Source organism: Massilia antarctica (genome assembly GCF_015689335.1).
GTDB lineage: Bacteria > Pseudomonadota > Gammaproteobacteria > Burkholderiales > Burkholderiaceae_D > Telluria_A > Telluria_A antarctica.
Window position 1 is genome coordinate 441,202 of sequence record NZ_CP065053.1, and the last position, 25,711, is coordinate 466,912.

19 protein-coding genes are annotated in these 25,711 nt (G+C 65.6%); 8 read left to right on the top strand and 11 right to left on the bottom strand.

Annotated elements, in window-relative coordinates; all coding sequences use genetic code 11:
* The 7 genes from IV454_RS01995 to IV454_RS02025 all read right to left on the bottom strand — a co-directional run bounded on the left by IV454_RS01995 (window position 1) and on the right by IV454_RS02025 (window position 9,178).
* On the bottom strand, window positions 1-369 hold the full coding sequence (locus IV454_RS01995; protein ID WP_206089981.1) for a hypothetical protein: 369 nt from the start codon (window positions 367-369) through the stop codon (window positions 1-3).
* A 130-nt stretch (window positions 370-499) separates the two neighbouring features.
* On the bottom strand, window positions 500-1,369 hold the full coding sequence (locus tag IV454_RS02000) for a hypothetical protein (protein WP_206089982.1): 870 nt from the start codon (window positions 1,367-1,369) through the stop codon (window positions 500-502).
* Window positions 1,370-1,373: 4 nt separating this feature from the next.
* Window positions 1,374-5,000 (bottom strand): tubulin-like doman-containing protein, encoded by a 3,627-nt coding sequence (locus IV454_RS02005; protein WP_206089983.1) that lies wholly within the window; start codon window positions 4,998-5,000, stop codon window positions 1,374-1,376.
* 43 nt (window positions 5,001-5,043) lie between these two features.
* On the bottom strand, window positions 5,044-5,496 hold the full coding sequence (locus IV454_RS02010; RefSeq protein ID WP_054264349.1) for a hypothetical protein: 453 nt from the start codon (window positions 5,494-5,496) through the stop codon (window positions 5,044-5,046).
* 28 nt (window positions 5,497-5,524) lie between these two features.
* Window positions 5,525-7,024: a hypothetical protein gene (locus IV454_RS02015; RefSeq protein WP_206089984.1), complete on the bottom strand. Its 1,500-nt coding sequence runs from the start codon at window positions 7,022-7,024 to the stop codon at window positions 5,525-5,527.
* Complete coding sequence (locus tag IV454_RS02020; RefSeq protein WP_206089985.1) at window positions 7,021-8,505, bottom strand: hypothetical protein; 1,485 nt, start codon at window positions 8,503-8,505, stop codon at window positions 7,021-7,023. The genes IV454_RS02015 and IV454_RS02020 overlap by 4 nt, the downstream gene beginning before the upstream one ends.
* 208 nt (window positions 8,506-8,713) lie before the next feature.
* On the bottom strand, window positions 8,714-9,178 hold the full coding sequence (locus IV454_RS02025; protein ID WP_206089986.1) for a cache domain-containing protein: 465 nt from the start codon (window positions 9,176-9,178) through the stop codon (window positions 8,714-8,716).
* A gap of 201 nt (window positions 9,179-9,379) precedes the next feature.
* Here IV454_RS02025 and IV454_RS02030 point away from each other — a divergent pair, with 201 nt between their 5' ends.
* Window positions 9,380-10,444: a M29 family metallopeptidase gene (locus IV454_RS02030; RefSeq protein ID WP_206089987.1), complete on the top strand. Its 1,065-nt coding sequence runs from the start codon at window positions 9,380-9,382 to the stop codon at window positions 10,442-10,444.
* A gap of 13 nt (window positions 10,445-10,457) precedes the next feature.
* On the opposite strand, the gene IV454_RS02035 is transcribed toward IV454_RS02030, so the two are convergent.
* On the bottom strand, window positions 10,458-11,384 hold the full coding sequence (locus tag IV454_RS02035) for a LysR family transcriptional regulator (RefSeq protein WP_229522008.1): 927 nt from the start codon (window positions 11,382-11,384) through the stop codon (window positions 10,458-10,460).
* Window positions 11,385-11,493: 109 nt separating this feature from the next.
* Here IV454_RS02035 and IV454_RS02040 point away from each other — a divergent pair, with 109 nt between their 5' ends.
* A complete protein-coding gene (locus tag IV454_RS02040) occupies window positions 11,494-12,333 on the top strand; it encodes a phytanoyl-CoA dioxygenase family protein (protein WP_206089988.1) in 840 nt (279 codons plus the stop codon).
* A gap of 3 nt (window positions 12,334-12,336) precedes the next feature.
* Window positions 12,337-13,155, top strand: coding sequence for a sugar phosphate isomerase/epimerase family protein (locus IV454_RS02045; protein ID WP_206089989.1), 819 nt, complete (start codon window positions 12,337-12,339; stop codon window positions 13,153-13,155).
* 2 nt (window positions 13,156-13,157) lie between these two features.
* Here the strand turns inward: IV454_RS02045 and IV454_RS02050 are convergent, their stop codons facing one another.
* On the bottom strand, window positions 13,158-15,470 hold the full coding sequence (locus tag IV454_RS02050) for a sensor histidine kinase (RefSeq protein WP_206089990.1): 2,313 nt from the start codon (window positions 15,468-15,470) through the stop codon (window positions 13,158-13,160).
* 384 nt (window positions 15,471-15,854) lie between these two features.
* On the bottom strand, window positions 15,855-16,946 hold the full coding sequence (locus IV454_RS02055) for an HD-GYP domain-containing protein (protein ID WP_229522010.1): 1,092 nt from the start codon (window positions 16,944-16,946) through the stop codon (window positions 15,855-15,857).
* Window positions 16,947-17,097: 151 nt separating this feature from the next.
* Here IV454_RS02055 and IV454_RS02060 point away from each other — a divergent pair, with 151 nt between their 5' ends.
* From IV454_RS02060 to IV454_RS02080, 5 genes are all read left to right on the top strand, one after another.
* Complete coding sequence (locus IV454_RS02060) at window positions 17,098-19,467, top strand: M1 family metallopeptidase (protein WP_206089991.1); 2,370 nt, start codon at window positions 17,098-17,100, stop codon at window positions 19,465-19,467.
* The gene (locus IV454_RS02065) at window positions 19,464-19,949 is read left to right on the top strand and encodes a DUF6702 family protein (RefSeq protein ID WP_307730206.1); all 486 of its coding nucleotides are present in this window, start codon (window positions 19,464-19,466) and stop codon (window positions 19,947-19,949) included. The genes IV454_RS02060 and IV454_RS02065 overlap by 4 nt, the downstream gene beginning before the upstream one ends.
* A gap of 35 nt (window positions 19,950-19,984) precedes the next feature.
* Entirely contained in the window at window positions 19,985-21,964 is a 1,980-nt protein-coding gene (locus tag IV454_RS02070; protein ID WP_206092510.1) for a TonB-dependent receptor, read from the top strand.
* 44 nt (window positions 21,965-22,008) lie between these two features.
* Window positions 22,009-22,746, top strand: a complete 738-nt coding sequence (locus IV454_RS02075) for a 2OG-Fe dioxygenase family protein (protein ID WP_206089992.1) — start codon at window positions 22,009-22,011, stop codon at window positions 22,744-22,746.
* 95 nt (window positions 22,747-22,841) lie between these two features.
* Window positions 22,842-24,200: a hybrid sensor histidine kinase/response regulator gene (locus IV454_RS02080; RefSeq protein WP_054264362.1), complete on the top strand. Its 1,359-nt coding sequence runs from the start codon at window positions 22,842-22,844 to the stop codon at window positions 24,198-24,200.
* A gap of 273 nt (window positions 24,201-24,473) precedes the next feature.
* Here IV454_RS02080 and IV454_RS02085 read toward each other — a convergent pair whose 3' ends face one another.
* Window positions 24,474-25,706, bottom strand: a complete 1,233-nt coding sequence (locus IV454_RS02085) for a DUF1501 domain-containing protein (protein ID WP_206089993.1) — start codon at window positions 25,704-25,706, stop codon at window positions 24,474-24,476.
* Between the last annotated feature and the right edge of the window lie 5 nt (window positions 25,707-25,711).

Genomic DNA, 25,711 nt, shown 5'->3' on the forward strand with positions numbered 1-25,711 from the left:
TCAGGGCAGTTCGACCGCGTATTGAACCGGCGCCTGCTCGACGACGTGCGCGGACTGGCTATCGCGTTTGGCGCGCACCGGCGTATCGGCGCTGCGCGTGCGGCCCGGGGTGCGCGTGAGCGTCATCCAGCGTTCCAGGCCAGCCGCCACTTCGTCGTTCTGGCGCGCGGCGTCGATGCTCCAGTGGCCGGCGCGGAACTGGGCATAGCATTTTTCCCACGCACGCACCTGCTCGTCCACCCGGCGCGCGGCCTGGCTCGACACCGATTTATCGGGGAACTCGGGCGCCACGCAATCGAAGCTGGCAGCTTGCGCCGAGGCTGCGCCGCAGGCCAGCGCCAGCGACGGGAGAATTCTGCTGAAAGCCATCGACGTCTCCAATGAGAGGGAAAGTGTCGATCCTAGACCATGTAGCAACATTCTCGCAAGCACTTTGACAATCTTTACAAAAAAGATACATGTCAGACGAGCTACGCTGGGGTTTACGATACGATTGTATTTACGTGCAGCTTGCCTTGCTCCAGTCACGTCCCGCGGCCAGGCAGCTCTCCATCTCCCTCTGCAGGCGGTTGGCGTATTTCTTGAACGCGGCGCACTCGCGGCTGCCGCCTTCCACCATGGCGATGCAGGTTTCCAAGGTGGCGGCGGCGGCCCGGTAATCGCCCTGCGCGATCTGGCGCTCCGCTTCGGCGATCAGGTTGCGCGCCGACTGGTCCTGCGGGAGTTCCACGGGCCGTGGCGCGACTCTGATTGATGCCGCCGGCTCGATCCTCGGCGCGGGCTTGGGCTTGGCCGCGCGCGGGTGCTTGCGTTCGCAGGCGTCGGCCGCCGCGTTGATCGACGACTGCAAGCGGCGCAGCTGCGCGGCGCCTACCTTGTCGGCCTTGAGCGCGGCCAGTTCGTCCTGCGCTTCCTTGATCTTGCATTTTTCAGCCAGCTCGGTGGCCTCGGCGATGCGCGCCTCGATCCTTTTGGGGGCCGGTTTGGCGGTGAACCAGATCACGGCCAGCAGCGCCAGCGCCATCAGCCAGTAGCGCAGGCGGATCGGCTCACGCAGGCCGCGACCGGCAGAGCGCGCCGCCTTCTTGCGCGCCGGCGCGGCCTGTGCCGCCTTGGGGGGCGCTGGCGGCACCGGAGGCGCTGCTGGCACCACCTGCACGAACGTGGGGGCGTCGAGCGGCGGCGCTCCCGCTGCCGCCACCGGCGCAGCGGGAGCGGCAGCCGGCTCGCCCACGGCGGCGGGCGCCGGCCGGCGCGCCCCGTCATGCTGGGCGGTGCCGCAATAGGGACAAAAATCGACCCGGCGCGGCATCGGCCGCGCGCAGGCGGCATCGATGCAACGGTAGATCACTTGGTCTTGCAGGTTCATTGTGTCAGTCTGGATCGGGTATGTCGTTGTCGGAGTCGGGGTCGGGAATGGCATCGCCGAACAAGACGGCCAGCTCCGCCAGGTCGCCCGCGACCTGCCACTTGTCGGCCTTGGGATTCCATTGCATGTTCCACGCCTTGGTTTGCGGACCCACTTCGGCGCGGGCGATGCGCAGCGCGATGTCGTCGATCGAGTACGGTCCCTGCTGCGCGCCGTTGATGAACAGTTTATAGCGTCCGGCGCCCGCGCGCAGCGGCGGTGCGAGTGCGAGCGCGCGCCCGGCCAGCGCCTGCGCCGCCTCGGCCTCGCTGGCCAGGTAAACGGCGCGGATGGCGCGTTTGTCGACTGGTTTTTCGACTTCCCAGGCGTAGGCGTCGCTGGCCGAATTGGGCACCGCTTCGCTCCACTGGGCCAGCGCTGCGCCGGCGGCGTCGATGTCGCGCAAGGACAGCGCCGGATTCATGGCGCAGGCGCGCTTGAACCATTGCTCGTACAAACGGCGCGCGGTGATGTTGGGCAGCGACGGCGACGGCAGCTGGGCGCCGGTTTCGTCGACGTCGAGCTTCGGTTCATACACGCGCTGCTGGAAGTGGCGCATCAGGGTGGCCAGCATGGTGAGCTGGGCCGGTCCCAGGCCGGCCAGGCGCTGCTGCACGGCGGCGATCACCTGTTCGCGGTAAAACGGCGGCAAGCCGTTCGAGCGGATCGCGAACTCGTTGCCGATCTGGAGCCACTCGCCCGACCCAGGCTCGACTTCGAACAGATACTGCCCGCGCGGCTGGAACGACGCTTCGCGGTCGGCCAGGTCGCCCTTGCGGCGGATCACGCCGAGCGCGTTGGCCTGCAAGAACCATTCGTAGTCGTCGGCCAGGCGGTTCAATTCATCCATCGAGGGCGAAATCGGATGGCGGAAACGGGTCGAATCGAAATGCAGGTGGGTCGGAATCTTGGGATTTTCGATCTGGTACGAGGTGCGCCAGGTCGGCAGGCCGCGCAGCACCGTCATCGGAAAGCCGGACAGCTCGATGTAGCACACGGCCTTGCCGTTGATGCCGGTGTTGACCACCGAAACCAGGTCGCCGTGGAAGGAGCCGGCCGGCACGGCGGCGCGGATTTCGGTTTCCATCTTGCGCCAGGCGTTGACGTCGCCCACGCCGATGAAGCACTTGAACTGGTCGGCCTTGGGCGTGAACTCGGCGGAAAAGCGCGCATTCACCCACGGCATGGCGCTTTTGAGCCACTCGTTGAAGATGCGCTGGCGCTCCTGCGGCGACATCGCGCCGAGCCGTTCGAGCAGCGGATCGACCGGTTCCGAGCCGCCCGCCTCCTGCACGGAGAGCTGGGTCTGGGCCCGGCGGAACAGCTTGAGCAGCAGGCTGGCGCGCAGTTTTTCATCGCCCAGTTGCGGGAACAGGCGCGCCGAGCCGCCGAATTCGAGCAGCACTTCCTCGCTCCAGGCGTGGATGTCGCCGCTCAAGGCAACCGGTTCGGGCACGACGTCGCTGGCCAGCTTGATGCAGGTGGCGTGTTCGTGGCGCGCGTCGGCGCGCAGCTGGTCGATGCGCTGGTCGACCGCGCCGAGCATGGCTTGCACGCAGCGGCGGCCTTCCTGGAATTCGCCGGCGATGCCGCTCCATACCGGCTGCCCCTGTTCGTCGGTGCTTTGCGGGTCGCCCAGCCAGGCCGACATGGCGCGCATCACCTCGATCGACTGGCCGGCCGCCACCGCCAGCAGGTGAAAGCGCAGGTAGTCGGCGATGTCGCGCTTGAGGTGCGCCATCACTTCGCGCGCCTGGGCATCCTTGCCGAACAGGCGGCTGGCCGCCTGCGACAGGTTGTTCAGCGATTCCTCGACCTGGCGCGTGCGCAGCGCGTCGCGGATGTCGCGATAGCGCTTGCCATTGCGTTCGGCGTTGCCCAGGTCGCGCTGCAGCAGGCGCGCCTTGATCTGTTCCAGCAGCGAGAGCACGAATTCCAGGCCACCCTGCTTGCGGTCGTCCAGCAGCGCATACAACTGGGTGCGCGCCCGCCCTTTCAGGCGCGTGCTCAGTTCGGCCGTGTGGCGCTTGATGCGGTCTTCGCTGGTTTCGGCGGTGGCGCCGGCTTCGCGGATGGCGTCGCGCTCCAGGTGCGGCAAGAGCTCGGCCACTTTTTCGCGCCACACGCCCAGGTCGTAGGAACCCATGATGCGGTCGATTTCCAGCTGCACCTTGCTTTCGACCCGTTCCAGCAAGGAGCGCTGGTCCTTGTCCATCAGCAGCTGGTCGGTCAGCGCATATTCCTGGAACGGCGTCAGGTCCACCGTGCCCTTTTTGAAGTCGGGGAATTCGTCGAACGGATGCTCGCTCATCGCCAGCTGCTCGCGCATGAAGATGTCGCGTTCCTGGTCGCCCGCACGGCGCGCCGCCACCCCGTCGCTGCCGATCAGGCCAAAGAAAGCCTTGACCATCAGCGCGGCCAGCTCGTAGGCGCGGATATCGTCGCGCAGGCTTTGCTGGGTGTCGAGCACCGCCTGGCCGAAGGCCGAATACACCTTCGAGTACGACAGGCGCATGTCGCCGAAGCGCTGTTCCGGTACCCTCGGATTGAAGGGCCCCAGCTTGTGCTGCTGCTGGTTGACCGCGATCGAGCGCTTGCGGTTGGCAAAATCGGCCGAGGCGAAATCCTCGAACAGGGTGTCGGCCACCATCTGGTAGACATCCTTGATGTCGCCCGTGGCCTTGTTGGCCAGGTTGGCGGTGTCGACAAAGTACACATCGTCGAACGGCGCGCCCTTGCCCACCAGGCTGTCCGGCTCGGCCCAGCGCACTTGCGCGTTCATGTCGCGCATGGTCGTTTCCAGCTCCATCAGGGTGGCGTAGGCATTGGCCTCGGTGCGCTCCTTGTTGGCCTTGGCGAAACCGGACGGCATGAACATCACCAGGTCGACCTGGTTGTCGGACACTTCCTGGCGCGCGATGGCCTTGGAAATCCAGCCAAGGTCGATGGCGCTGCCGGCGCCCGTGCCGCCGGCGCAGGAAGCGATGACGACGATGCGGAACTTGGACGTGTCGACCTGCAGGCCGAGGCGCTGGTAGGTTTCCTTGCGCTCGTTGCCGGCATTGCTGCTCAAGAAATTGAGCGCACCTTTAATCCGCCCGCGCAGCTTGGGATATTTGTCGAACAGGTACAGGCGCGCCAGCGCGCGGATCTGGCCCGCGCCCTTGGACGGATCGATCCCGAGCGAGCGCAGTTTCTTGGGGCGCAGCGGCATCCAGTTTTCGATCAGCGGAAAACGCGCCAGGCTGTCGTCCGATTCGTGATACTGGGGCAGGTCGAGCGGCTCGATCAGGCGCTCGTCGTCGGCCAGCTTGACCAGTTCGTACCACGGGTCGGTGCGCTGCGACTTGCCCTCGTCGATGATGGCGTTGTTATCGAGGTCGAAGTGGAGGAAGCGCGCGACCGGAAACTGCGCGATCGATTCGACCCGGGTCGGATTGTGGCGGTTCCATACCTCCGACAGGATGCGGCGGCGAATCCGCAGCATCACTTCCATGCCGGTGCCTCCGGCGCCGATGAACAAGGTAGGCCGCAGGTCGACCTTCAATTCCGCCTTGGCCCCGCCGCTGCCGGTGTTGGGAAATTCTGCCATGTCAAATCTCTTTCAGTCGTTGAATCGTCATGAGCGTGCCGGATCAGCGCCGGCCCACGAACAGGGCGGCGCCGAGGGCGACCAGGCCCACCAGCACCAGCGGCACGGTGATGCCGAAGGTGAGGAACTTGCTGGCGTTGATGATCGCCAGTACCGCCGCCGCGCTCACGAACGACAGGCCGACGAACATCAGCCATCCGGCGCTGCCGGCGGTCGACGGCGCCACGCGCTTGACCACCAGATGGTGCACGTAGGCGTTACGCACGAAAAAGTACACGATCAGCAGCACCAGGAACACGGCGCCGCCGATGGCCAGGTCGCGCGACGAGGTATCGGTCACGGGCGCGCCGGCCAAGGGCGCCACTTCGATCGGCGCGGGGGTGGTGACGGTGCCGTTCGCGTCCTTGGGTGGCTTGTCCGCCGGCGCACTGTCGGCACCAGGGAGCTTGAAGCCGGGATCGGCGGGTACGCTTGCGGGGTCCTTGGGGTTTTGCATGAAGATGGTCCTGATATGAATAGGTGGATCAGCGGCCCAGCCGGACCTGCGCGCCTTCGCGCAGGTCGATCAGCCGGTGGCCGAACAGCGTGGTTTTCAGTTGCGCTACCTTGTTGCCCGCCTTGTCGTAGATCGGCTGGGTCGTGCCGGCGCGCGCGTGCATGGTACGCAGTTCATCCTCCACCGTCACGAAGGCCTTGCGCGGGCGCGCCAGCGCCAGCATGGCGGCAGCGGCGGCGCCCAGCAGCGCCAGCGCGGCGCCGATCAGCGCCACCAGCGGCATGACGCCGTAATGCACCCGCACCTCGATCGGCAGCACGGCGGTCGAACCAATGATCTGCGCCGGCGGCGTGAAGATCTCGGGCAGCGGGTCGCCCGGGAACAAGGTGGCCATGCGCTGGCGGAAGGCTTGCGACAGTTCCAGGCGCTGGCCGCTCAGTTGCAGCTCGATCCGTCCCGGCAGCACGTAAGCCGAACCGGCCGAGGTGACGGCCTGCATCGACCACTTGCCCGGCAGCTGCCTCACCGGCAGCTGCATGGTCGAGGCCAGCGGCGCGCTTTTGCCGGGCGCCAGTTGGCTGACCCGGGTGCCTGCCAGTTCGATCGGGCGGTTCTCCCCGCCCAGCAGCGAACGCGCAGCGAGGGTGGCGCTGACGATGGTGTACGGGTACATGGTGTTTTCCAGGTTCCACTCGATCTTCGCGCCCGGGCTGCGCGCTTGGGCATCCACGTCCGCATGCAGCATGCCGCCCGGCGCCATCGAAAACGCGACACCCGGCGCGTCGCTGACCTTGCGCGGCAGCAGGCGCACAGTGTCGCGGTCGAGCGGCTTGAGACGCGCGGCCGGTTCCGTGATGACCTGTTGCAGGCGCCCGGAAGCGAGCAGCGCATCGAGCTCGCGCGCGCCCTGCTCGCCCACCGCGAACACGTACACCATCAGCCCGTTGGCGCGGTACTGCGCGCCCTGCACCGGCATCTGCAGCGGGAACGCCAGCGCCTTGCTGATCGCGCCGCCGCGGTGAATCAACTGGTAAAAGTCGCGGTTGCGTAGCGCCGTCGCCTGGTCGTTGTTCGGGCTGTTGCGGTTGTTCGTCAACAGCCACACCAGGCCCGGTTTTCCGCCCAGCGCCGCGCCGATGGCCGAACCGACGGCTTCATTGAGGTCGGTGTCGGCCAGCGCCGTGCTGCCCGGTTTGTGCGCCACCTCCAGCGCGGCCAGCGCCGTGACCACCTGGCGCCGCGTGGGCACCGGGTCGACCTTGAGCGAGAGCAGCGCCTTGGGCGAGGGCGCGCCGGGCAAGGACTGGTTGAACGCGGCCAGCACCATCAGGTCACCCGGGCGGGTGGCGGCCATGACGATTTCGGCCACCAGCGGCTTGAAGGGCGACGCCGGATCGGTATAGAAGGGCTCCATCCAGCCGGAGTTCTGGACCAGGAACACGTGCGAACCGGCCAGCGCGGGCGCGCCGGCGCACAGCAGCGCGGCGCTGGCAGCCAGGCGCGCGCTGCGCGGCAGCGACCGGCTCACGACAGCGAATCCAGACGCCAGCCGCGCACCTGGTTCCAGTCCGGATGGTGCAGCCACAGGCAGTTGTCGTAGACGAAGGGCACGCATTCGAGCGGGCGCGCCAGGCGCGCGATGTCGTCCAGGATCACGTTGCGCTTGCCGATCCATTCGACCGTGGTGCGCGCAATGATGCGGCCGGCCAGCGCATCTTCGGCCATGCCGGTGTACTGGTGAAAGCGCAGCACCAGCCCACTCGGCTGGCTGCGGTTGTTATTGAAGCCGCGCAGCAGCGGCAGCACCATGGCATCGTCGTCGTGCGGGTCTTCGACGTGTTCCTGTCCCCACGGCTCGCCCACCACCGCATGGCCGCGCCGGAACAGCAGGCTGGCAAAGCCCAGGCGCGCGCCGGACAGCGCTTCGAGCTGGCCGCCGGCCTTGCCCAGTTCGAGGAAGGAATAGGCCTGGCCGTCATGGCCGATCAGCCACAGGCGCCCGTCGCGGCTTTGCGTGGGGCCGCCGAACTGCAGGCGCGGCGACCAGCCGGGCGGCCACGCGATCCATTGCGGCGGGGCGCCCGGCTGCCACACCATCTGGCCCTGGGCGTGCAGCCAGAATAATTTGCCGTCGTAGCCGACCGGACGCTCCCACTGGCCGGCGGGGGCATCGCATTCATAGACGACTTCATTGCTCATGTCGCTGTGCGCGCTCCACAGGCGCACGCCGGCCTCGCCGTTGACCAGGCACCCCACGTGGCGGCGCATGGCGCCGGGCGCGCTGGCCAGCAAGCCGTCGAACACCGATTCGGTGCGCCAGGTTTCGCTGACCGGATCGATGAACAGGCGGCGCAGGCCGCGGTCGGTCGGCACCAGCCCCACTTCCCCGCGCAGCGGGTCGAGCTGCGGCAGCCAGGCGTAGCACGAAGCCGGGACGCTGAAGGTCAGGTCGGACGTATTGTCTTCGGCCGCCATGACATGCCAGGCCGCGCCCAGCGGGTCCCAGTACTGCAGCACGTTGCGGGCGTGGGCCAGCGCGATCAGGCGCTGCGCCGAAAAGCCGAAGGTGCCGGCCGCGAACACGCAATGCGCGTTGGGCGGGGCCGGCATGCTGCGGTCGGGGCGGCCGGGGGCCGGCGCGGCGGGACGTTCTTCGAGGCTGTCGCCAAGCGCCAGCGCGGTCACGCTCAAGCCATGCGGGACGTGGCGCGGCAGCAGACGGTCGGACCACGGACCCCACCAGTCGGGCGGGGTTTTGGCGCGCCCGGCCAGCTTGTCGAGCGGCGCGCCGCAGGTGGGGCAAAACGCGAATCCTTCGGGATAGATGGGCGAGCAGTCGCACGACAGCGGCAAGGAGGCGCCGAGCAGGTGGGCGATGTCGGGCAGGCGGCCGCGCGTTTGCGCCTCGCGCTCGACGCGGCCCAGTCCTTCGCTCGACGCCAGTTCGAACTGCGCCGTGTGTTCATCTTCCAGCCAGACGCTGGCGGGCGTTTCCCATCGGTGTACCATGTCGCTTGCCGCCATATATATGTATAAGAAGCCGCGGCCCGTCAAAGCGGGCCGTTGTTGCTCTTCAAATCATAGCGCAAACGGGTTGGCTACGCGGTTTATTTGCCGGGTACCGTTTCGCGGTATTTCAGGGGGCGGGACCGGATGCCTGGAGAGAAACCGCCATCGTCGACGACGACGGTTGTCAAGGGGGCAGCGCCATGTTCATCTATTTATAGGTGCCGACGCCGATCAGCACATCGCCATTGCGCTCGATGTAGGTGTTTTTCTCTTCCATGGCCTTGGTGATCGAATTGGGCCACTTGTAGCCGAACCAGCCCTTGCCGGCCGGACTATTGGCGATCTTGACGAATTCGCGGATCGGATAGACTTCGCCGGCCTTCAGGTCCATCAGGTTCTTGCCGACCATCTTGGCATTCTGGCCGTGCGCGAGCGCGGTGCCGTCGAAGGTGAACATGAAGACGTACAGATCGCCCTTGATGAATTCGCCCTTGGGATCGTTGAAGGCGGCCACCGCCTTCTCGCGGCCGTTGTCGTTCAGGTAGGCGCTGGCCTTCTTGACCATGGCCACCGCTTCATCGGCGGTACCGCGCTTGGCATCCTGGGCGCTGGCGGCGCCGGCAAGAGTGAAGGCAAAGAGCGCGAACATCAGTTGCTTGAACAATGATTTCATCTGTATCTCCTGCGGTTTTTCAGATTGATGGGGGCTGGCTTTGCACCGTGTAGTTTTACCTGACGTTAACATATGCCCGTCGGGTCATCGAAATAAATTACACAAAGCATTATTCCTTCGACAAGGAAGTGTGGCTCCCAAGCAAAACCGTGCCTGCGCGCCACGTATAATGGACACCATCCAAGACCCTCGCACCGCCCCATGACCTCCCCTGACCTGACTGCCGCCCCCTGGGGCGAGATTCCCGCGCACGCCGTCGATGCGGCCGCCGCCCACCTGCACGACGTGCTCGCAACCGTGGTCGAACACGGCCCGGCGCAGCGCGCGCTGGTGGTGTATGACTGCCGCTGCGACCTGGCGCGCGCGCTGACCGAAGGCTATCGCCGCAATCTGCCCGATGCCGTCTTCATCGACTTCGATACCGTCGCCGCCGACGAGGTGCTGGCCGCCTTCAAGGGCATGGCGGCGCACGACCTGGTGGTGCTGATCCAGTCCACCAACTTCCGCCTCGAAGCCTTCCGCATCCGGGTCGAGCTGTTCAAACTGGGGCTGAAAGTGATCGAGCACGTGCACCTGTCGCGCATGCCGGGCGCGCAGGGCGAGCACTACATCGAATCGCTGGCCTACGACAGCGCCTACTACCGCGGCGTGGGCAAGGCGCTCAAGCGCCGCATCGATGCCGCGTCCTGCGGCGTGGTCCACAGCGGCGGCGAAACCCTGGTCTTCGCCTCGCCGTTCGAGCCGGCCAAGCTGAATGTGGGCGACTACAGCGGCATGAACAATGTCGGCGGCCAGTTCCCGATCGGCGAAGTGTTCACCGAAGCGCAAGACCTGGAAGCGGTCAACGGGAGGGTGCGCGTGCACGTCTTCGGCGACACCTCGTACATGGTCAACCGGCCCGAGACCCCGATCACCCTGGTGATCGAACGTGGGCGGGTGGTCGATACGGTCGACACAACGCCGGAATTCGCGCGCCTGCTCGAAATCATCCGGGCGGACGAAGGCGAAGTATGGGTGCGCGAACTCGGTTTCGGCATGAACCGCGCCTTTACCCGCGAGCGCCGGGTCAACGACATCGGCACGTATGAGCGCATGTGCGGCATCCACCTGTCGCTGGGGGCGAAGCACGGCGTCTACCCCAAGCCGGGCTTCAAGCGCAAGGATGCGCGCTACCACGTCGACATCTTCGCCGTGACCGAAGCCGTGTACCTGGACCAGGAACTGGTCTACAAGGATGGCGCCTGGCAGGTCGGCCCCGAGGCGTAACGCCGGGGCATGACTACAGGATGCCGGCGCGCGCCAGCGCCTGGTCCCACGGCACGGCGCGGTACTCCTCCACCAGAAAGTCGACCAGTGCCCTGACCTTGGGCGATAGCTGGCGGCTGGCCGGATACAAGGCCGACAAGTCGTTCAGCGGCAGCTCCCAGTCCGGCAGCACCGGCAGCAGCGCGCCATCGATCAGCTTTTGCCACGCCAGGAAGGTCGTGTTATAGACGATGCCCAGGCCGCGCTCGGCCGCCTGCTGCAGCACCAGTCCGTTATTCGCGGTGAAGCCGGCGTTCACCCTTACCGTGCGGCGCTCGCCCGCGCGCGTGAAGTGCCAGCTGGTGCCGTCGGTCAGGTGGCTGAAATGCAGGCACTGGTGATCGAGCAGGTCTTCCGGCGTGTGCGGCATGCCCCACCTGGCCACGTAATCCGGACTGGCGCACAGCACCCCGCGGCACGGCGCCAGGCGGCGCATGGCCAGGCCGCTGCTGTCCGGGATGCCGCCCACGCGGATGGTCAGGTCGAAGCCGTGGCGGATCGGGTCGAGCAACGCATCGTCGACGAACAGCGATGGCGTGAGCAGCGGGTGGCGCAGGCTGAAACGCGCCACCGCGTCGGCCAGCCACGCCGTGCCGAATCCGGACGGCGCCTGGATCCGCAGCGCCCCGGCCAGCTCGGCGCCGGCCGGGCTGATGGCGCGCGCCGCTTCGCGCGCCTGCTCCACCGTCGCCAGGCACGGCGCCAGATAGGCCTGGCCGGCGTCGGTCAGGCTCACTTCGCGGGTCGAGCGGTGCAGCAGGCGCGCATCGAGCCTGCTTTCTAACTGCATGATATGTTTGCTGACCATCGCGCGCGTGAGCCCCAGGCGGCGCCCGGCGGCCGAAAAGCTGCGCAGGCGCGCCACCTCGACAAAAATCTCCATTGCGCGCAGTTGATCCATGCGGCCGATTGTCAACCTGATGGCGACAATCTGTCAACCGATACGCCAATTGCGGCGCTGCGGCGCCAACCCTACAATGACAGGTTCCACAACGGCAGGAGCCACCCCCATGCTCAGCACCGAACAACGCGACCAGTTCCAGCGCGACGGCTACCTCGTCGTGCCCGGCTTCAAGACCATGGACGAGATCGCCCGGCTGCGCCAGCGCGCCGGCGAGATTGTCAACGAATTCGATCCAGGCCAAGGTCGCTCGATCTTCACCACGCGTAGCCAAGCCACCGCCACCGACGAGTATTTCCTCCGCTCGGACAACACCATCCGCTGCTTTTTTGAAGAAGAAGCGTTCGGGGCGGACGGCCAGCTGCGCCAGGAAAAAGCCCTGTCGATCAACAAGATCGGCCACGCGCTGCACGACCTCGATCCGGTGTTCGACGCCTTTTCGCGCGATCCGAAGCTGGCCGCGGTGGCACGCGACCTGGGCCTGTCCGAGCCCAAGGTGTGGCAATCGATGTACATCTTCAAGCAGCCCGGCATCGGCGGCGAAGTACGCTGGCACCAGGACGCGACGTTTTTCGAGACCACGCCGATCAGCGTGACCACCTTCTGGTTCGCGCTGGAAGACGCCACCATCGACAACGGCTGCCTGTGGGTCGAACCGGGCGGCCAGCGCGGCCCGCTGCGCGAGCGCTTCGTGCGCCATGGCGACACCATCAAGATGGAAACGCTCGACAGCATGCCGTGGCCGGACGACAGCAGCGCCGTGCCGCTCGAAGCGAAAGCCGGCAGCCTGGTATGTTTTCACGGGCTGCTGCCGCACTACAGCGCGCCGAACCGCTCGCCCGTATCGCGCCACGCCTACACCCTGCATGCGACCGACGGCGCGACCGTCTACTCGCCGCGGAACTGGATCCAGCGCGACACAAGCTTTCCGGTGCGGGGCTTCGACTAGTTCATGGATATCCGCATCTTCGCCCCGCACTGGGGCAGCAACGACCTGGCCCCGGAAGTCTTCATCGAGCGCGTGAAGGCGGCCGGTTTCGACGGCATCGAAATGTCCTTGCCTCTCGAGGCCGCCCAGCGCGACGACTGGCGCGCCCGCATCGCCGATGCCGGCCTCCTGCTCATCGCGCAGCAGTGGGAAACCGTGTTTCATCCCGAATTCGACGCGCACCGCGACGCGCTGGCGACCTACCTGGCCAACGCCTGCGCCGCGCGCCCGCTGTTTGTCAACACCCACACCGGCAAGGACTTCTATACACACGAACAAAACCTGGAGCTGATCGCGGTGACCGCGCGCATCGCGCGCGAGCATGGCGTGCCGATCGTGCACGAGATCCACCGCAGCCGCTTTTCCGGCCATCCGATGCTGCTACTGCCGTACCTGCGCGAGCTGCCCGGGCTTGAGCTGACGGCCGACCTGTCGCACTGGTGCTGCGCCTGCGAATCGCTGCTGGAAGACCAGCCGGCCACTGTGACGGCGACCTTGCCCCACGTGCGCCACATCCACGCGCGCGTGGGCCATGCGCAGGGGCCGCAGGTGAGCGACTTCCGCGCGCCGCAGTTCGCGGCCGAGCTGGCCCGTCATCTGGCATGGTGGGACCGCATCGTCGCCCTGCGCCGCGCGGCCGGCGCCGAATCGACAACGATCACGCCCGAATTCGGCCCGGCACCCTACACCCAGAGCATGCCGTTCAGCGGCGAACCGCTCTCGGACGCATGGGAACTGAACGTGGCGATGCTGCGGCTGCTCAGGGAACGCTACGCCGCCTGAACCTACATCAGCAGCATGTTGACATCGGCCGCTTCGCTCTCGCGGTTGGGCGCCTTGCGCGGAATACGGATCGTCACGCTGGTGCCATGCTCGGGCGACGATTCGAGCTCGATGCTCCCGCCCAGCATGCCGGTGACGATGTTGTACACGATGTTCATCCCCAGGCCGGAACCGCCCTGCCCCATCTTGGTCGTGAAAAACGGATCGAACACCTGATGCAGGATCTTGGGTGGCATGCCGATCCCGTCGTCGCTGAAAATGAGCAGCAACTGGTCATCTTCGATCTCGCGCGCGGTGATCGTAATGAGCGCGCTCGGGCGCCCGTCGAACGCGTGCAGCAGCGCGTTGTTGATCAGGTTCGACAACACCTGTCCCACGCTGCCCGGATAGGAATCGAGCAGCAGGCTCGCCGGGCCGTTCATGCGCGTTTCGCAGTTCGCGCGGCGCAGCTGCGCCGCGTACGTTGCCAGGGTATCGCGCACCAGATCGCACAGGTCGAAACGGCGGCGCTGGTCGCTGGTCTGGTCCACCGCCACCTGCTTGAACGAGGTAATCAGATCGCCCGCGCGGCGCAGCGAACTGGCCATGATGTCGCAGGCCAGGCGCGTATCGGCCATGTGCGCCTCCAGCGCCGAGCGCTTGATGCCGCCGCCCGCGTACTTGCGCTCGAACTCGGCCACCATGTCGGCCAGCGCCGTGGCGGTCAAGAGGCTGTTGCCGATCGGCGTATTGAGTTCGTGCGCGATGCCCGCCACGAGCGACCCGAGCGAGGCCATTTTCTCCGACGTGATCAGATTGGTCTGGGCCTGCTTGAGCGTGACCAGCACCGTCGACAGGTCGCGGTGCGCGCTCTCCACGGCGGCCTTTTGCTGTTCGAGTTCGGCCAGGCTGTGTTCCAGGCCATCCTTGGCGTCGACCAGGGCCGCCTCGGTGTGTTTGCGGTCGCTGATATTCTGGATCACCCACACCCCGCCCTTGGACAGGTCGGACGCGTCGAGCGCCTTGCCGTTGATCAGGCACCAGATCGTGGTGCCATCCTTGCGCAGCAGTTTCAGCTCGCCCTGCCAGCGCCGCGTCTGCGGATCGACCGCGAACGGATCGGCCGCGCCGGCCGCCGCGGGGCGCGACAGTACCTGCGTCTCCTTGCCCGTCAGTTCGCCCGGCGCGTAGCCCATCATCTCCTCCATGCCGCGGTTGCAGCGCATGATCACGCCGTGCGAAAACAGCGCGATGCCGACACTGGCGCTGTCCTGGAAGGCGCGCTGCTCGTCGAGCGTCACGCGCAGCTGCTGCGCCAGGTTACGGCTGCGGCGCGAGGCGATCATCAGCGCCGCGATCAGGGTGCTGATCACCAGGCCGCCGGCGGCGATGACCAGCACCGGCCGCACATCGCGGCTGTAACGGCTGCCGCTCAGCGCCTGGAAGCGGATCACCCAGTGGCGCTGCGCCACGGTCAGGCGCGCCTCGGTCTGAAAGCCGGGCAGCGGCGGCGCGCCGGCAGCGCTGGTATCGAACATCACGTTCGATGCGGCGTAGGGCGCGTTGGCGCCATCGGACACATTGCCGGCATCGTGGATGCGAAACGCCATCTGGTTCAGGAGCGACGGTTCGATCACCTCCTGCATCAGGTTCTTCACGCGGAACACGATCGCCACCATGCCCACCAGCGCGGCGCGCCGTTCGGCCACGGTTGTCAGGGGCAGGTTCTGGCGGTACACCGGCGCGCGCGCCACGAAGCCCGGCTGGCCGGTATCATCCTGGACCAGGATAATGCGCTCGGTAGCGACGATCTCGCCGCTGTCGCGGCCTGTCCGGACCGCAGCCAGGTGCGGCGGCAGGGCGGCCAGATCGAGGCCGAAGGCGTTCTCGTTCCCCTTGAGCGGCTCGGTGTATTCGATGATGAAGTGTTCGGCGCGCGCCACCTTCGGATGCACATTGAAGTTGGGATAGCCGCCGGGGGTCAGATGCGTATCGTTGCGCACCGCCTCGGTGAAACGGGCCAGGTCGGCGGCCGGCACATAGCGCACGAACTGGATCGCCTGAAAGCCGGGATAGCGCGTGGTCAGGTTCAGTTCGCGCACGAAGCGGGCAAACTGCGCGCGGTCGACCTGATCGTTGACGGCGAAGGCGCCCTTGATACTGAGCAGCATGTCGAAATAGGTTTGCAGGCGCACATTGGTATCGCTGGCGACCTTGTCGGCATCGCGCTGGAAGATGGCCGAGATGCGCGCCTGCTGCGCATCGAGCACGGCAAAGCAGGTCCACATGGTCAGACAAATACCGACTACAAAAGCCAGGTATCCTTGAGTCCGCATCGGTTCGCTCCACGTTGTACCGAAGGCCGGGCGCACCCGGGTATGCGAATTGACTATAGCATATTGGTATGCGGAAATCGCACAAATGGCGCTGTTCAACAACACTTCCACGCCGCCAAAGCTTCCTACAACACCAGGCAAATCACCTACAACCGGGGTCTGACCTCTGATTCGAAACATTGCACCATGACAGCCGGTTGCAAAACTGACAAACCAGGTCAGTATCCTGTTTATGAGGACGACGCAGGACAGCACGTGCAAATCGCCCGTACATGCACACTGAGCGCTGCGGATGCCGGTCTCGCGAACACAAAACTGTTTCCTAACCGGGGTCAGACCTCGGTTAGGAAACAAAAAAGTTTCGAATCAGAGGTCTGACCCCGGTTATGGGGGAGGAAATTCGGCGGCGATGGCTTTGAAGCGCGCTTCGATCGCCAGCATGGCGTCGACCACGTCGGGGTCGAAGTGCTCGCCCCGGCCCTGGCGGATCAGCTCGACCGCCGTTTCGTGGGTGAACGCCGGCCGGTAGGCACGCGCGGTAATCATGGCGTCGTAGACGTCGGCCACCGCCATCAGCCGCGCCGACAGTGGAATCGCGGCGCCCGCCAAACCTTGCGGGTAGCCGGAACCATCCCATTTTTCCTGGTGCGAGTAGGCGATCTCGCGCGCGTAGCGCAGAAAGCCATTGCTGCCGCCGAGCGTGCGTTCGACGCCGGCAATCGCATCGCGCCCGTACACGGTGTGCAGTTTCATCTGCTCGAATTCGCTGTCGCTCAATTTGCCCGGCTTGAACAGCACCGCGTCCGCCACGCCCACCTTGCCGATGTCGTGCAGCGGCGCCGCCTTGTGCAGCAGCGCGATATGTTCGTTGGTCAGTTCGGCCGTGTAGGCCGATACAAACCGCAGCTCGCGCGCCAGCGCCGTCACATAACGCTGGGTGCGCAGCACATGCTGCCCGACCCCGGGATCGCGCGATTCGGCCAGCACCGCCATCGCCAGCACCGTGGCATCCTGCATCAGGTCCGCGTCGCGCGCGCGCTCGGCCACCAGGTGCTCGAAGTGGCGGTGCTGGTCCTTGAGCATGGCATCGGCCGCGCGCAGGCGCAGCTGGGTGGCGACGCGCGCCTGCAGCGCCCCGGGCACGAACGGCAGTTGCACGACGTCGGCCACGCCTTCGCGCCAGGCGCGCTGTTCAAGCTCCGCGCCGCCGGCGGAAATGAGCATGATCACTGGGATGTCGGCACTGAGCACCTGGCACGTCAAGCCCTGGAATACGCGCACGCTGTCGGCGTCCGCCAGCGCGCCACCGAGCACGATCAGGTCCGGCCGCGGCGCCTGCTGGGCGATGCGCAGCGCGTCCTCGCCGCTGCGCGCCAGGCGCACGTGGTAGTGTTCCTGCAGCAGCTCTTCCATTTGCACAAGGTTGTCGGATACGCCATCGACAATCAGGATGCTTGCCTTGAAGTTCATTTCCATTGCGCCACACTCCCCGCTGCAAAATTCGGCCTCGACAATCATAGCGTGCACCCGCGTCTATGTTTCAGCTTTTTTACAATTCCCTGAAACAATTGACTAATCGATACGTTTAAAATACTTCCTCTTTTTCACGAGAAAAGTCAGAGACAACATGATCCGTATCCCGGTCTTAGCCGCCTTGTTCCTTGTGTCGGGCATCGCCTCGGCCGCCGAACCGTTCGACGACAAGTTCCGCCAGCTCGAAGAACTGCTGCCGACGCCGAACACGATCCGCAACGCGTCCGGCGCTCCCGGGCACGCCTACTGGCAGCAGCGCGCCGACTACGCGATCCGCGCGCGCCTCGATGAAAACAAGCACGCCATCAGCGCGACCGAAACGGTCACGTACCACAACAACTCGCCCGACACCCTGTCCTACCTGTGGGTGCAGCTGGACCAGAATATCTTCAAGCCCGATTCGGACGCGCGCATGTCGGCCACGGTGGCCTCGCGCGACTCGTGGGCCAAGGCGCGCAGCGACGAAGACGGCATGCGCTTCGAGAGCATGCGCTCGCTGTTGGAGAACCCCGCTTTCGAGGGTGGCTTTGCCATCGGCGCGGTCAAGGGCGCGGACGGCAAGCCGCTGCGCTATACGATCAACAAGACCATGATGCGGATCGACCTGCCGCAGCCGATGAAGCCGGGCGCGCGTCTGTCGTTCAATATCGACTTCAGCTTCAACATCAACGACGCCAAGGTCCAGGGCGGGCGTACCGGCTACGAAAAATTCGACGACGACAAGAACGACCTGTTCGAAATCGCCCACTGGTTCCCGCGCATGGCGGCCTATTACGACGTGTATGGCTGGCAGCACAAGCAGTTCCTCGGCGCCGGCGAGTTCACGCTCGAATTCGGCGACTACGACGTGCAGCTGACCGTCCCGGCCGACCATATCGTGGCCAGCACGGGCGAGCTGCAAAACCCTGGCGAGGTGCTGACGGCGACCCAGCGCGAGCGCCTGAAACAGGCCCGCACCAGCAGCAAGCCAGTCATCATCGTCACCCAGCAGGAAGCGGAAGCGGCCGAGAAGTCGCGCGCCGGCGGCACCCGCACCTGGCACTACAAGGCGCACAACGTGCGCGATTTCGCGTTCGCCAGCAGCCGCAAGTTCATCTGGGATGCGCAAGGCTACAAGAAGGGCGGCACCGACACGATGGCCATGTCGTACTACCCGAAAGAGGGCAATCCGCTGTGGGAAAAATATTCGACCCAGGCGATCATCCACACCATCGAACAGTACAACAAGTATGCGCTGGACTATCCGTATCCGGCGGCGATCTCGGTCAATGGCCCGATCGGGGGCATGGAGTACCCGATGATTTCGTTTAACGGCCCGCGTCCGCTCAAGGACAAGAAGACCGGTGAACTGAGCTACTCGAAACGCACCAAATATGGCCTGATCGGCGTGATCATCCACGAGGTGGGCCACAACTACTTCCCGATGATCGTCAACTCCGACGAGCGCCAGTGGACCTGGATGGATGAAGGCATCAACACCTTCATCCAGGGCCTGGCGCAGAACGCGTGGGAAGAGAACTACCCGCAGTCGCGCGGCGAAGCACGCACCATCGTCGACTATATGCGTAGCCGCAACCAGGTGCCGATCATGACCAATTCCGAGTCGCTGCTGCAGTTCGGGAACAACGCCTACGCCAAGCCGGCGGCGGCCCTGAACGTGCTGCGCGAGACGGTGCTGGGCCGCGAGCTGTTCGATTTCGCCTTCCGCGAATACGCGCAGCGCTGGAAATTCAAGCGCCCGACGCCGTCGGACTTCTTCCGCACCATGGAAGACGCTTCCGGCACCGACCTTGACTGGTTCTGGCGCGGCTGGTTCTACACCACCGACGCGGTCGATGTGAGCGTGGACGGCATCACCGAGTACGGCGTGAACACCAAGAATCCGGACATCGAAAAGGCGTGGAAAAAGGCCCAGAAGGATGCCGAACCGGTGTCGGTGACGACCCAGCGCGACAAGGGCACGCCGCGCCGCGTCGATGCGCATCCCGAGCTGAAGGACTTCTACAACGAGCATGACGACTTCACGGTCACCAACAAGGACCGCAATACGTACAGCGACGCGGTCGAGGGTCTGGAAGACTGGGAAAAAGCGCTGCTAGCGCAGGGCAAGCACCTGTACCTGGTCGATTTTTCCAACCTGGGCGGTTTGGTCACGCCGCTGGTGCTGGAAGTCGAACTCAAGTCGGGTAAAAAGTACATCGAGCGCATTCCCGCCGAAGTGTGGCGCTATTCGTCGAAGAAGATCACGAAGCTGATCGTCACCGATGAACCGATGGTGGGCCTGACCCAGGACCCGTACTGGGAAACGGCCGATATCGACAACAGCAACAACGCATGGCCGCGCAAGATTACGCCATCGCGCCTGGAGCTGTTCAAGACCGACCGCAGCAAGGATGACCTGATGAAGGACTTCAACACGCCTTTGAAACCGAAGGACGCCAAGGATAAAAAAGCGGCCCAATGATGCGGCGCCTCGTGTTCGGCGCGCTGCTGGCCTGCGCCTGCCTGGCTGCGCAGGCCCACCGCTTTCACGCGGGGATCACCGACATCTCATTCAATCCGGGCACCGGCAGCATCGAAGTCGTGCACACCTACATGGCGCACGATGTCGAGGCGCTGCTGGCCAACTTGTACCAGCGCCAGTTCGACCTCTCCGACCCGCAGGACGAGGCGGTGCTGCGCAAGTATGTCGAAAAGCAGTTCTACCTCCTGGCCGCCGACGCATCGCACCTGCCGCTGCGCTGGGTCGGCGTGACGACCAATGTGGAGACGGTGGTGATCTACCAGGAAGTCGAGAAGATCCCGCTGACCGGCGCCGCGCGCGTGCACGACGAGGTCCTGTCCGATTTTTTGCCTGACCAGATTAATACCATCAACGTCAATCGGGGCGGCACCATCGGTACCTTGACGTTCGACCGCAGCAAGAAAGAACAAGCACTTCCGTGACGACGCAAGCAGTGTGGCGCCTTATCCCTCTCGCCATGCCCCTGGCCCTGTGCCACCTGCCCGCGCGCGCCGACGACCTGGTAATGCAGCGCGTGTTGATCGACGGCTCGCGCGCCAGCCAGTTGGGCATTGCCGATGCGGCCAATGCCGGCAGCGTCAATCAAAAGCTGCTGGAGATGCGCACCGTGTACCGCCCGGGCGAGTTGCTCGAAGCGGCGCCCGGGCTGGTCGCCACCCAGCACAGTGGCGAGGGCAAGGCCAACCAGTTTTTCCTGCGCGGTTTCAACCTCGATCATGGCACCGACCTGCGCACCACCGTCGACGACATGCCGGTCAACCAGCGCAGCCACGCGCATGGCCAGGGCTGGACCGACCTGAATTTTCTGATCCCCGAACTGGCGGCGCGGCTGGACTACCGCAAAGGCCCGTACTCGGCGCGCGACGGCGACTTTGCCTCGGCCGGCGCCGCCGCCGTTACCTACGCCAACCGGCTGGCCCAGACCACAAGCAGCGCCAGCATCGGCCAGAACGGCTTTGCCCGGGCGCTGCTGGCCGGCTCGCCCGACGCCGGCGCCGGCAACCTGCTGTACGCGCTGGAAGTGCTGCACAACGACGGCCCGTTCACCCGTCCGGACGACTACCGCAAGGTTAACGCCGTGCTGCGCTATAGCCAGGGCTACGCCAACAACGGTTTCACCGTCAGCGCCATGGCTTACCGCGCCAGCTGGAACGCGAGCGACCAGATCCCGCGGCGCGCCGTCGATGACGGCACCTTGGGACGTTTCGACACAATCGACGACAGCGACGGCGGCCAGGCGCGCCGCTACAGCGTGTCCGGCGTGTGGCGCCGCACCGGTGCGGACCAGGCATCGAAAGTCAACGCCTACCTGATCCGCAACCAGCTCGACCTGTATTCGAACTTCACCTACTTCCTTCATGACCCGGTGAACGGCGACCAGTTCAGCCAGCCGGACCGGCGCGTCACCAGCGGCGTCGATGCGACCCACACCTGGCACGGACACGGCACCGGAATTAATACCGACCTGACCGTCGGCCTGCAGCTCCAGAACGACAACATCTTCAACGGCTTGTACAACACGCGCCGGCGCGAGCGCGTCTCGACCACGCGCGAAGACCACGTGGTCGAATCGAGTCTTGGCCTGTTCGCCGGACACCAGGTGCGCTGGAGCGACAAGCTGCGCAGCGTGGCCGGCCTGCGCGCCGACACTTACCGCTTCGCCGTGCGCGATGCCGACGCCACGGCGCGCGCGCACGACCGCCAGCTCAGTCCTTCCTTGAACCTGATCTTCGGTCCATGGGCGCGCACCGAGTGGTATCTCAACGCGGGCCATGGCTTTCACAGTAACGATGCGCGCGGCGCGGTGGACCGGATCGCGCCGGTGCCGGGCCTGGCGCGCACGCGCGGGCTGGAGGCGGGCGTGCGCAGCGAACTGCTGCCCACATTGCAAAGCGCGCTGTCGCTGTACCGGCTCGACATCGGTTCGGAACTGGTGTTCGTCGGTGACGCCGGCAACACCGAAGCCGGGCCGGCCAGCCGCCGCACCGGCATCGAGCTGTCGAACTACTACAAACCATTCAAATGGCTCTCGCTCGACCTCGACGTGGCCTTCGCCAAAGCCCGCGCGCGCGGCGTCGCCCCGGGCCAGGACCGCATCGCCGGCGCGGTCGAAGGCGTGGGCCAGTTCGCGCTGACGGTCGAGCGTGGTCCCTGGTCCGGCGCGCTGCGCCTGCGCTATGTGGGCGCGCGTCCGCTCATCGAAGACAACAGCGTGCGTGCGCCCGGCAGCGCCACTATGAATGGCCGCATCGGCTACCGCCTCGCCAGCGGCCTGCTGCTCGACATCGAAGGCTTCAATCTGAGCAACCGGCGCGATTCGGCCATCGCCTATTATTATGCGTCGCGCCTTCCCAACGAAAGCGGTGCGCGCGCGGACGTGCACTTCCACCCCACCGAATCGCGCTCGCTGCGGCTGACCCTTGTGAAGAAGTGGTGAGGGCCGCCCTGACGGCCTGCTGCAAAAAATGCTACGCTATCGGGATGACAACACACGCACCGCCTTTTACCGATATCGCCCAGCTCACCAGCGCGCTGCGCGGCAGCGGCTACGCCCTGCTGCGCCCCACCGATGTGGCCACCCTGGCCGGCTGCAGCCTCGCTGAACTCAACACCCTGGTCGCCAGCTGGGACCATCTGGCGCCGGACAACTATCTCAAGGATGGCGGCAATTACCGGCGCCGGCGCCACTCCTGCTTCATCCAGGATGGCGCTACCTTGACCCAGACCGCGCACCGCGCGCACTGGCAGCCGGTTGAATACAACGCGCTGCATGGCGGCATGCACCGCCTGTTCGAACCGGTCGACCCGGCCACGGTGGCGCTGCCCGCGTGGGGCAAGCTGCTGCGCGCACTGGGCGACGCCTGCTCGCGCGTGCGCGCGGGCCAGCCCTGGTACGTGGAAGCGCACCAGTTCCGCATCGATACGCTCGAAGGCATCGGCCGCCCCACCCCGGAAGGCGCGCACCGCGACGGCGTCGATTTCGTGGCCGTGCTGCTGGTCGGGCGCAGCCATGTCAAGGGCGGCGAAACGCGTATTTTCCAGGCCGAGGGTCCGGACGGCAAGCGCTTCACCATGCTCGAACCGTGGACCCTGATCCTGCTCGACGATGCCACCGTCATCCACGAATCGACCCCGATCCAGCCCGAGGGCGCGAACGGCCACCGCGATACCCTGGTGCTGACCTGGCGCACGGGAGGCTTCCAGGGCGACACGGAGTAAAAAACAGTGACATGATCGAGGCTCTAAATTTACCATGTGGCGCGACAAATCCGATATAGTCATGTGAACGCAGCTGTCGTGCAAGGAGCCATGTCGTGGACTCGACGTACCAAATCCAGCCAGAAGAATTCGAGATACTGATCGTCGAAGACAGCCCGACCCAGGCCGAGCGCCTGCGACGCCTGATCCAGTCCAAGGCGTACCGCGTGCGCGTCGCCCTCAACGGCCAGCTGGCACTGGCCCTGATCCGCGAACAAAAGCCCGACCTGGTCCTGTCGGACATCATCATGCCCGAGATGGACGGCTACGAATTATGCCGTACCATCAAGTCCGACCCGGCCCTGCGCGACATCCCTGTCATCCTGGTGACGGCGCTGAACGACCCCAAGGACATCATCCGCGGCATCGAGTGCGGCGCCGACAATTTCGTGCGCAAGCCCTACGCCGAGGACTACCTGCTCAGCAGGATCAGCCACATGCTGCTCAACCTGCGCCTGCGCGAAGGTCCGGCGGTGGAAGTGGAAGCGGGCATCGCGCTCTATCTCGGCAACCAGAAGCACTTCATCAACGCCGGGCGCCAGCAAATCCTGGACCTGCTCATTTCGACTTATGAACAGGCGGTGCAGGTCAACAGCGAACTGCAGGCGCGCGAGCGCCAGGTAATCGAACTGAATATGCGGCTGGCGCACCATGCGGCCGAACTGGAAACCATCAACCGCGAGATCGCGCTCAAGAACCTGGAGCTGGCCGAGGCGAGCCGCATGAAGTCGGCCTTCATCGCGAATATGTCGCATGAGCTGCGCACGCCGCTCAATGCCATCATCGGCTTTACCGGGGCGCTGCTGATGAAGCTTCCCGGGCCGCTCACACCGGACCAGGACAAGCAGCTCAACACCATCCGCTCGAGCGCGCGCCACCTGCTCTCGCTGATCAACGACATTCTCGACGTGGCCAAGATCGAGGCGGGCAAGGTGACCCTGGCGCTGGAACGGGTGCAGTGCCAGGACCTGCTCAATCATACGGCCGATACCCTGCGTCCGCTGGCGGCGCAAAAGGGCCTGGCGCTGACGGTGGAGCTGCCGGGCGAAGTGATCGTGATCGATTCGGACCGGCGTGCGCTGACCCAGATCATTATCAACCTGGTTAATAATGCGATCAAGTTTACGGACCAGGGGACGGTGAAAGTGGCGCTTTCGCAACGGCTCGACGCCAGCCAGCTGCTCACGGAATTCAGCGTGACCGACAGCGGGTCCGGCATCAAGCCGGAGGACCAGTCGAAGCTGTTCCAGGCGTTTTCGCAGCTCGATTCGACCTCGACCCGCCATGCCGAGGGCGCGGGACTGGGGCTATACCTGTGCCAGAACCTGGCCAATCTCCTCGGCGGCAACCTCTACTTCACCAGCGACTACGGCACCGGCAGCACCTTCACCCTCGCCCTGCGCGAAAAACGTTAAAAAGTGCCCATCGGTACGGTACAAACCGGGTGCAAACCGGGGTCAGACCCCTTAAAAGAAACACCGGGGTCTGACCCCAACAACACCGGGGCCAGGCCCCAGACAAGCAACACCGGGGTCTGACCCCAAAAAAACGCCCGCTACCTTGACGGTGCGGGCGGCAATCCAATCTTCTGAGAAAACTGGAGGAGACAAGTCCACTATATTCTCATTTATGGTGCGGTGCAATACGGTAGTTCTACGATGTTGCGCTGTGGATACAAATATATTGAGTCAGGCCTGGAAGAGTTGAAACCCCGGCGCCTTGCGCGGCATGTCCGGAAACAGGCGCGCCAGTTGCTTGTCGGGCAAACCGAGGTGTTTTTCGGCCACTTGCGCCAGCACCGAGCGAAAGTCCGTGGTCACCGGCAGGTCGCGTCCTTCGTTGAGCGCATCGTCGCCCACGCCCTGCCAGTCCCCATACACCTTGCCGCCCGCGACCCTCCCGCCCAGCAGCCACATCGCGTTGCCGTGCCCGTGATCGGTGCCGGCGTTGCCGTTCTGGCGCGCGGTCCGGCCGAATTCCGACATCACGACGATGCTCGTATGCGCGAACATCGGACCCAGGCGCTGCGCCAGGGTAGCCAGCCCGAGTCCCAGCGGCGCCAAGCGGTTGGCCAGCTGGCCGGTCGCCGCGCCCTGGTTGGCGTGCGTGTCCCATCCGCCCAGCGCGATGAACGCCACCTGCATGCGCGGGTCGCTGCGCATCAGGCCCGCCAGCCGCGCCGCATCGTCGGGAAAGCCATTCGGCAGCGGCGCGCCGTTGTCGGCGGCCTGCATCTCCTGGCTCATCGCCGCCTGCATGACTTCCTTGTGCGCGACCCTGCCCTCGCCATAGGCGCGGCCGAAACGCGCATGGCCGCCATACAGTTGATCGAACACGGCGCCCACCGCCGGTCGGTCGAGTGCATCGGCGCGGGTTCCGCCGGCCCCATTGGGCAGGTTGATGGCCGGCGCGTCGCCGCTCAGGATGCGCGGCATGAGCGGGCCGATGCTCATTGCGCGGCTCGCCGTCGACTCTCCCGGCAGCGCCGCCACCAGCCGGTTCATCCAGCCGTCCGGCGTGCTTTTGCGTCCTGGCGTGGCCGTCTCCATATAGATCTGCGCGTCGAAGTGCGAGCGGCTGTCGTCGGGCGAGCCGCTGGCGTGCACGAAGGCGAGCTGCTTTTGCTGCCACAGCGGCAGCAGCGGCGCGAGCGCGGGGTGCAGGCCGAAGTAGCCGTCCAGGTCGAGCGCCCCACCCTCCGCCCCCGGCAGTTCGAGGCCGATGCTCGGGCGCAGACGCCGGTAATTCGGGTCGCCCACCGGCGCGACCACGTTCAGGCCATCGACCGCGCCGCGCAGCATCACGACGATCAGTTTCTGGCGGGTGGCGCTGTCGCCGCTGGCGGCCCAGGCGCTGCGCCCGACCGGCACCAGCAGGCTGGCGCCAAGCGCCATCGAGGATAAAAAGTCTCTGCGTTGCATGGATG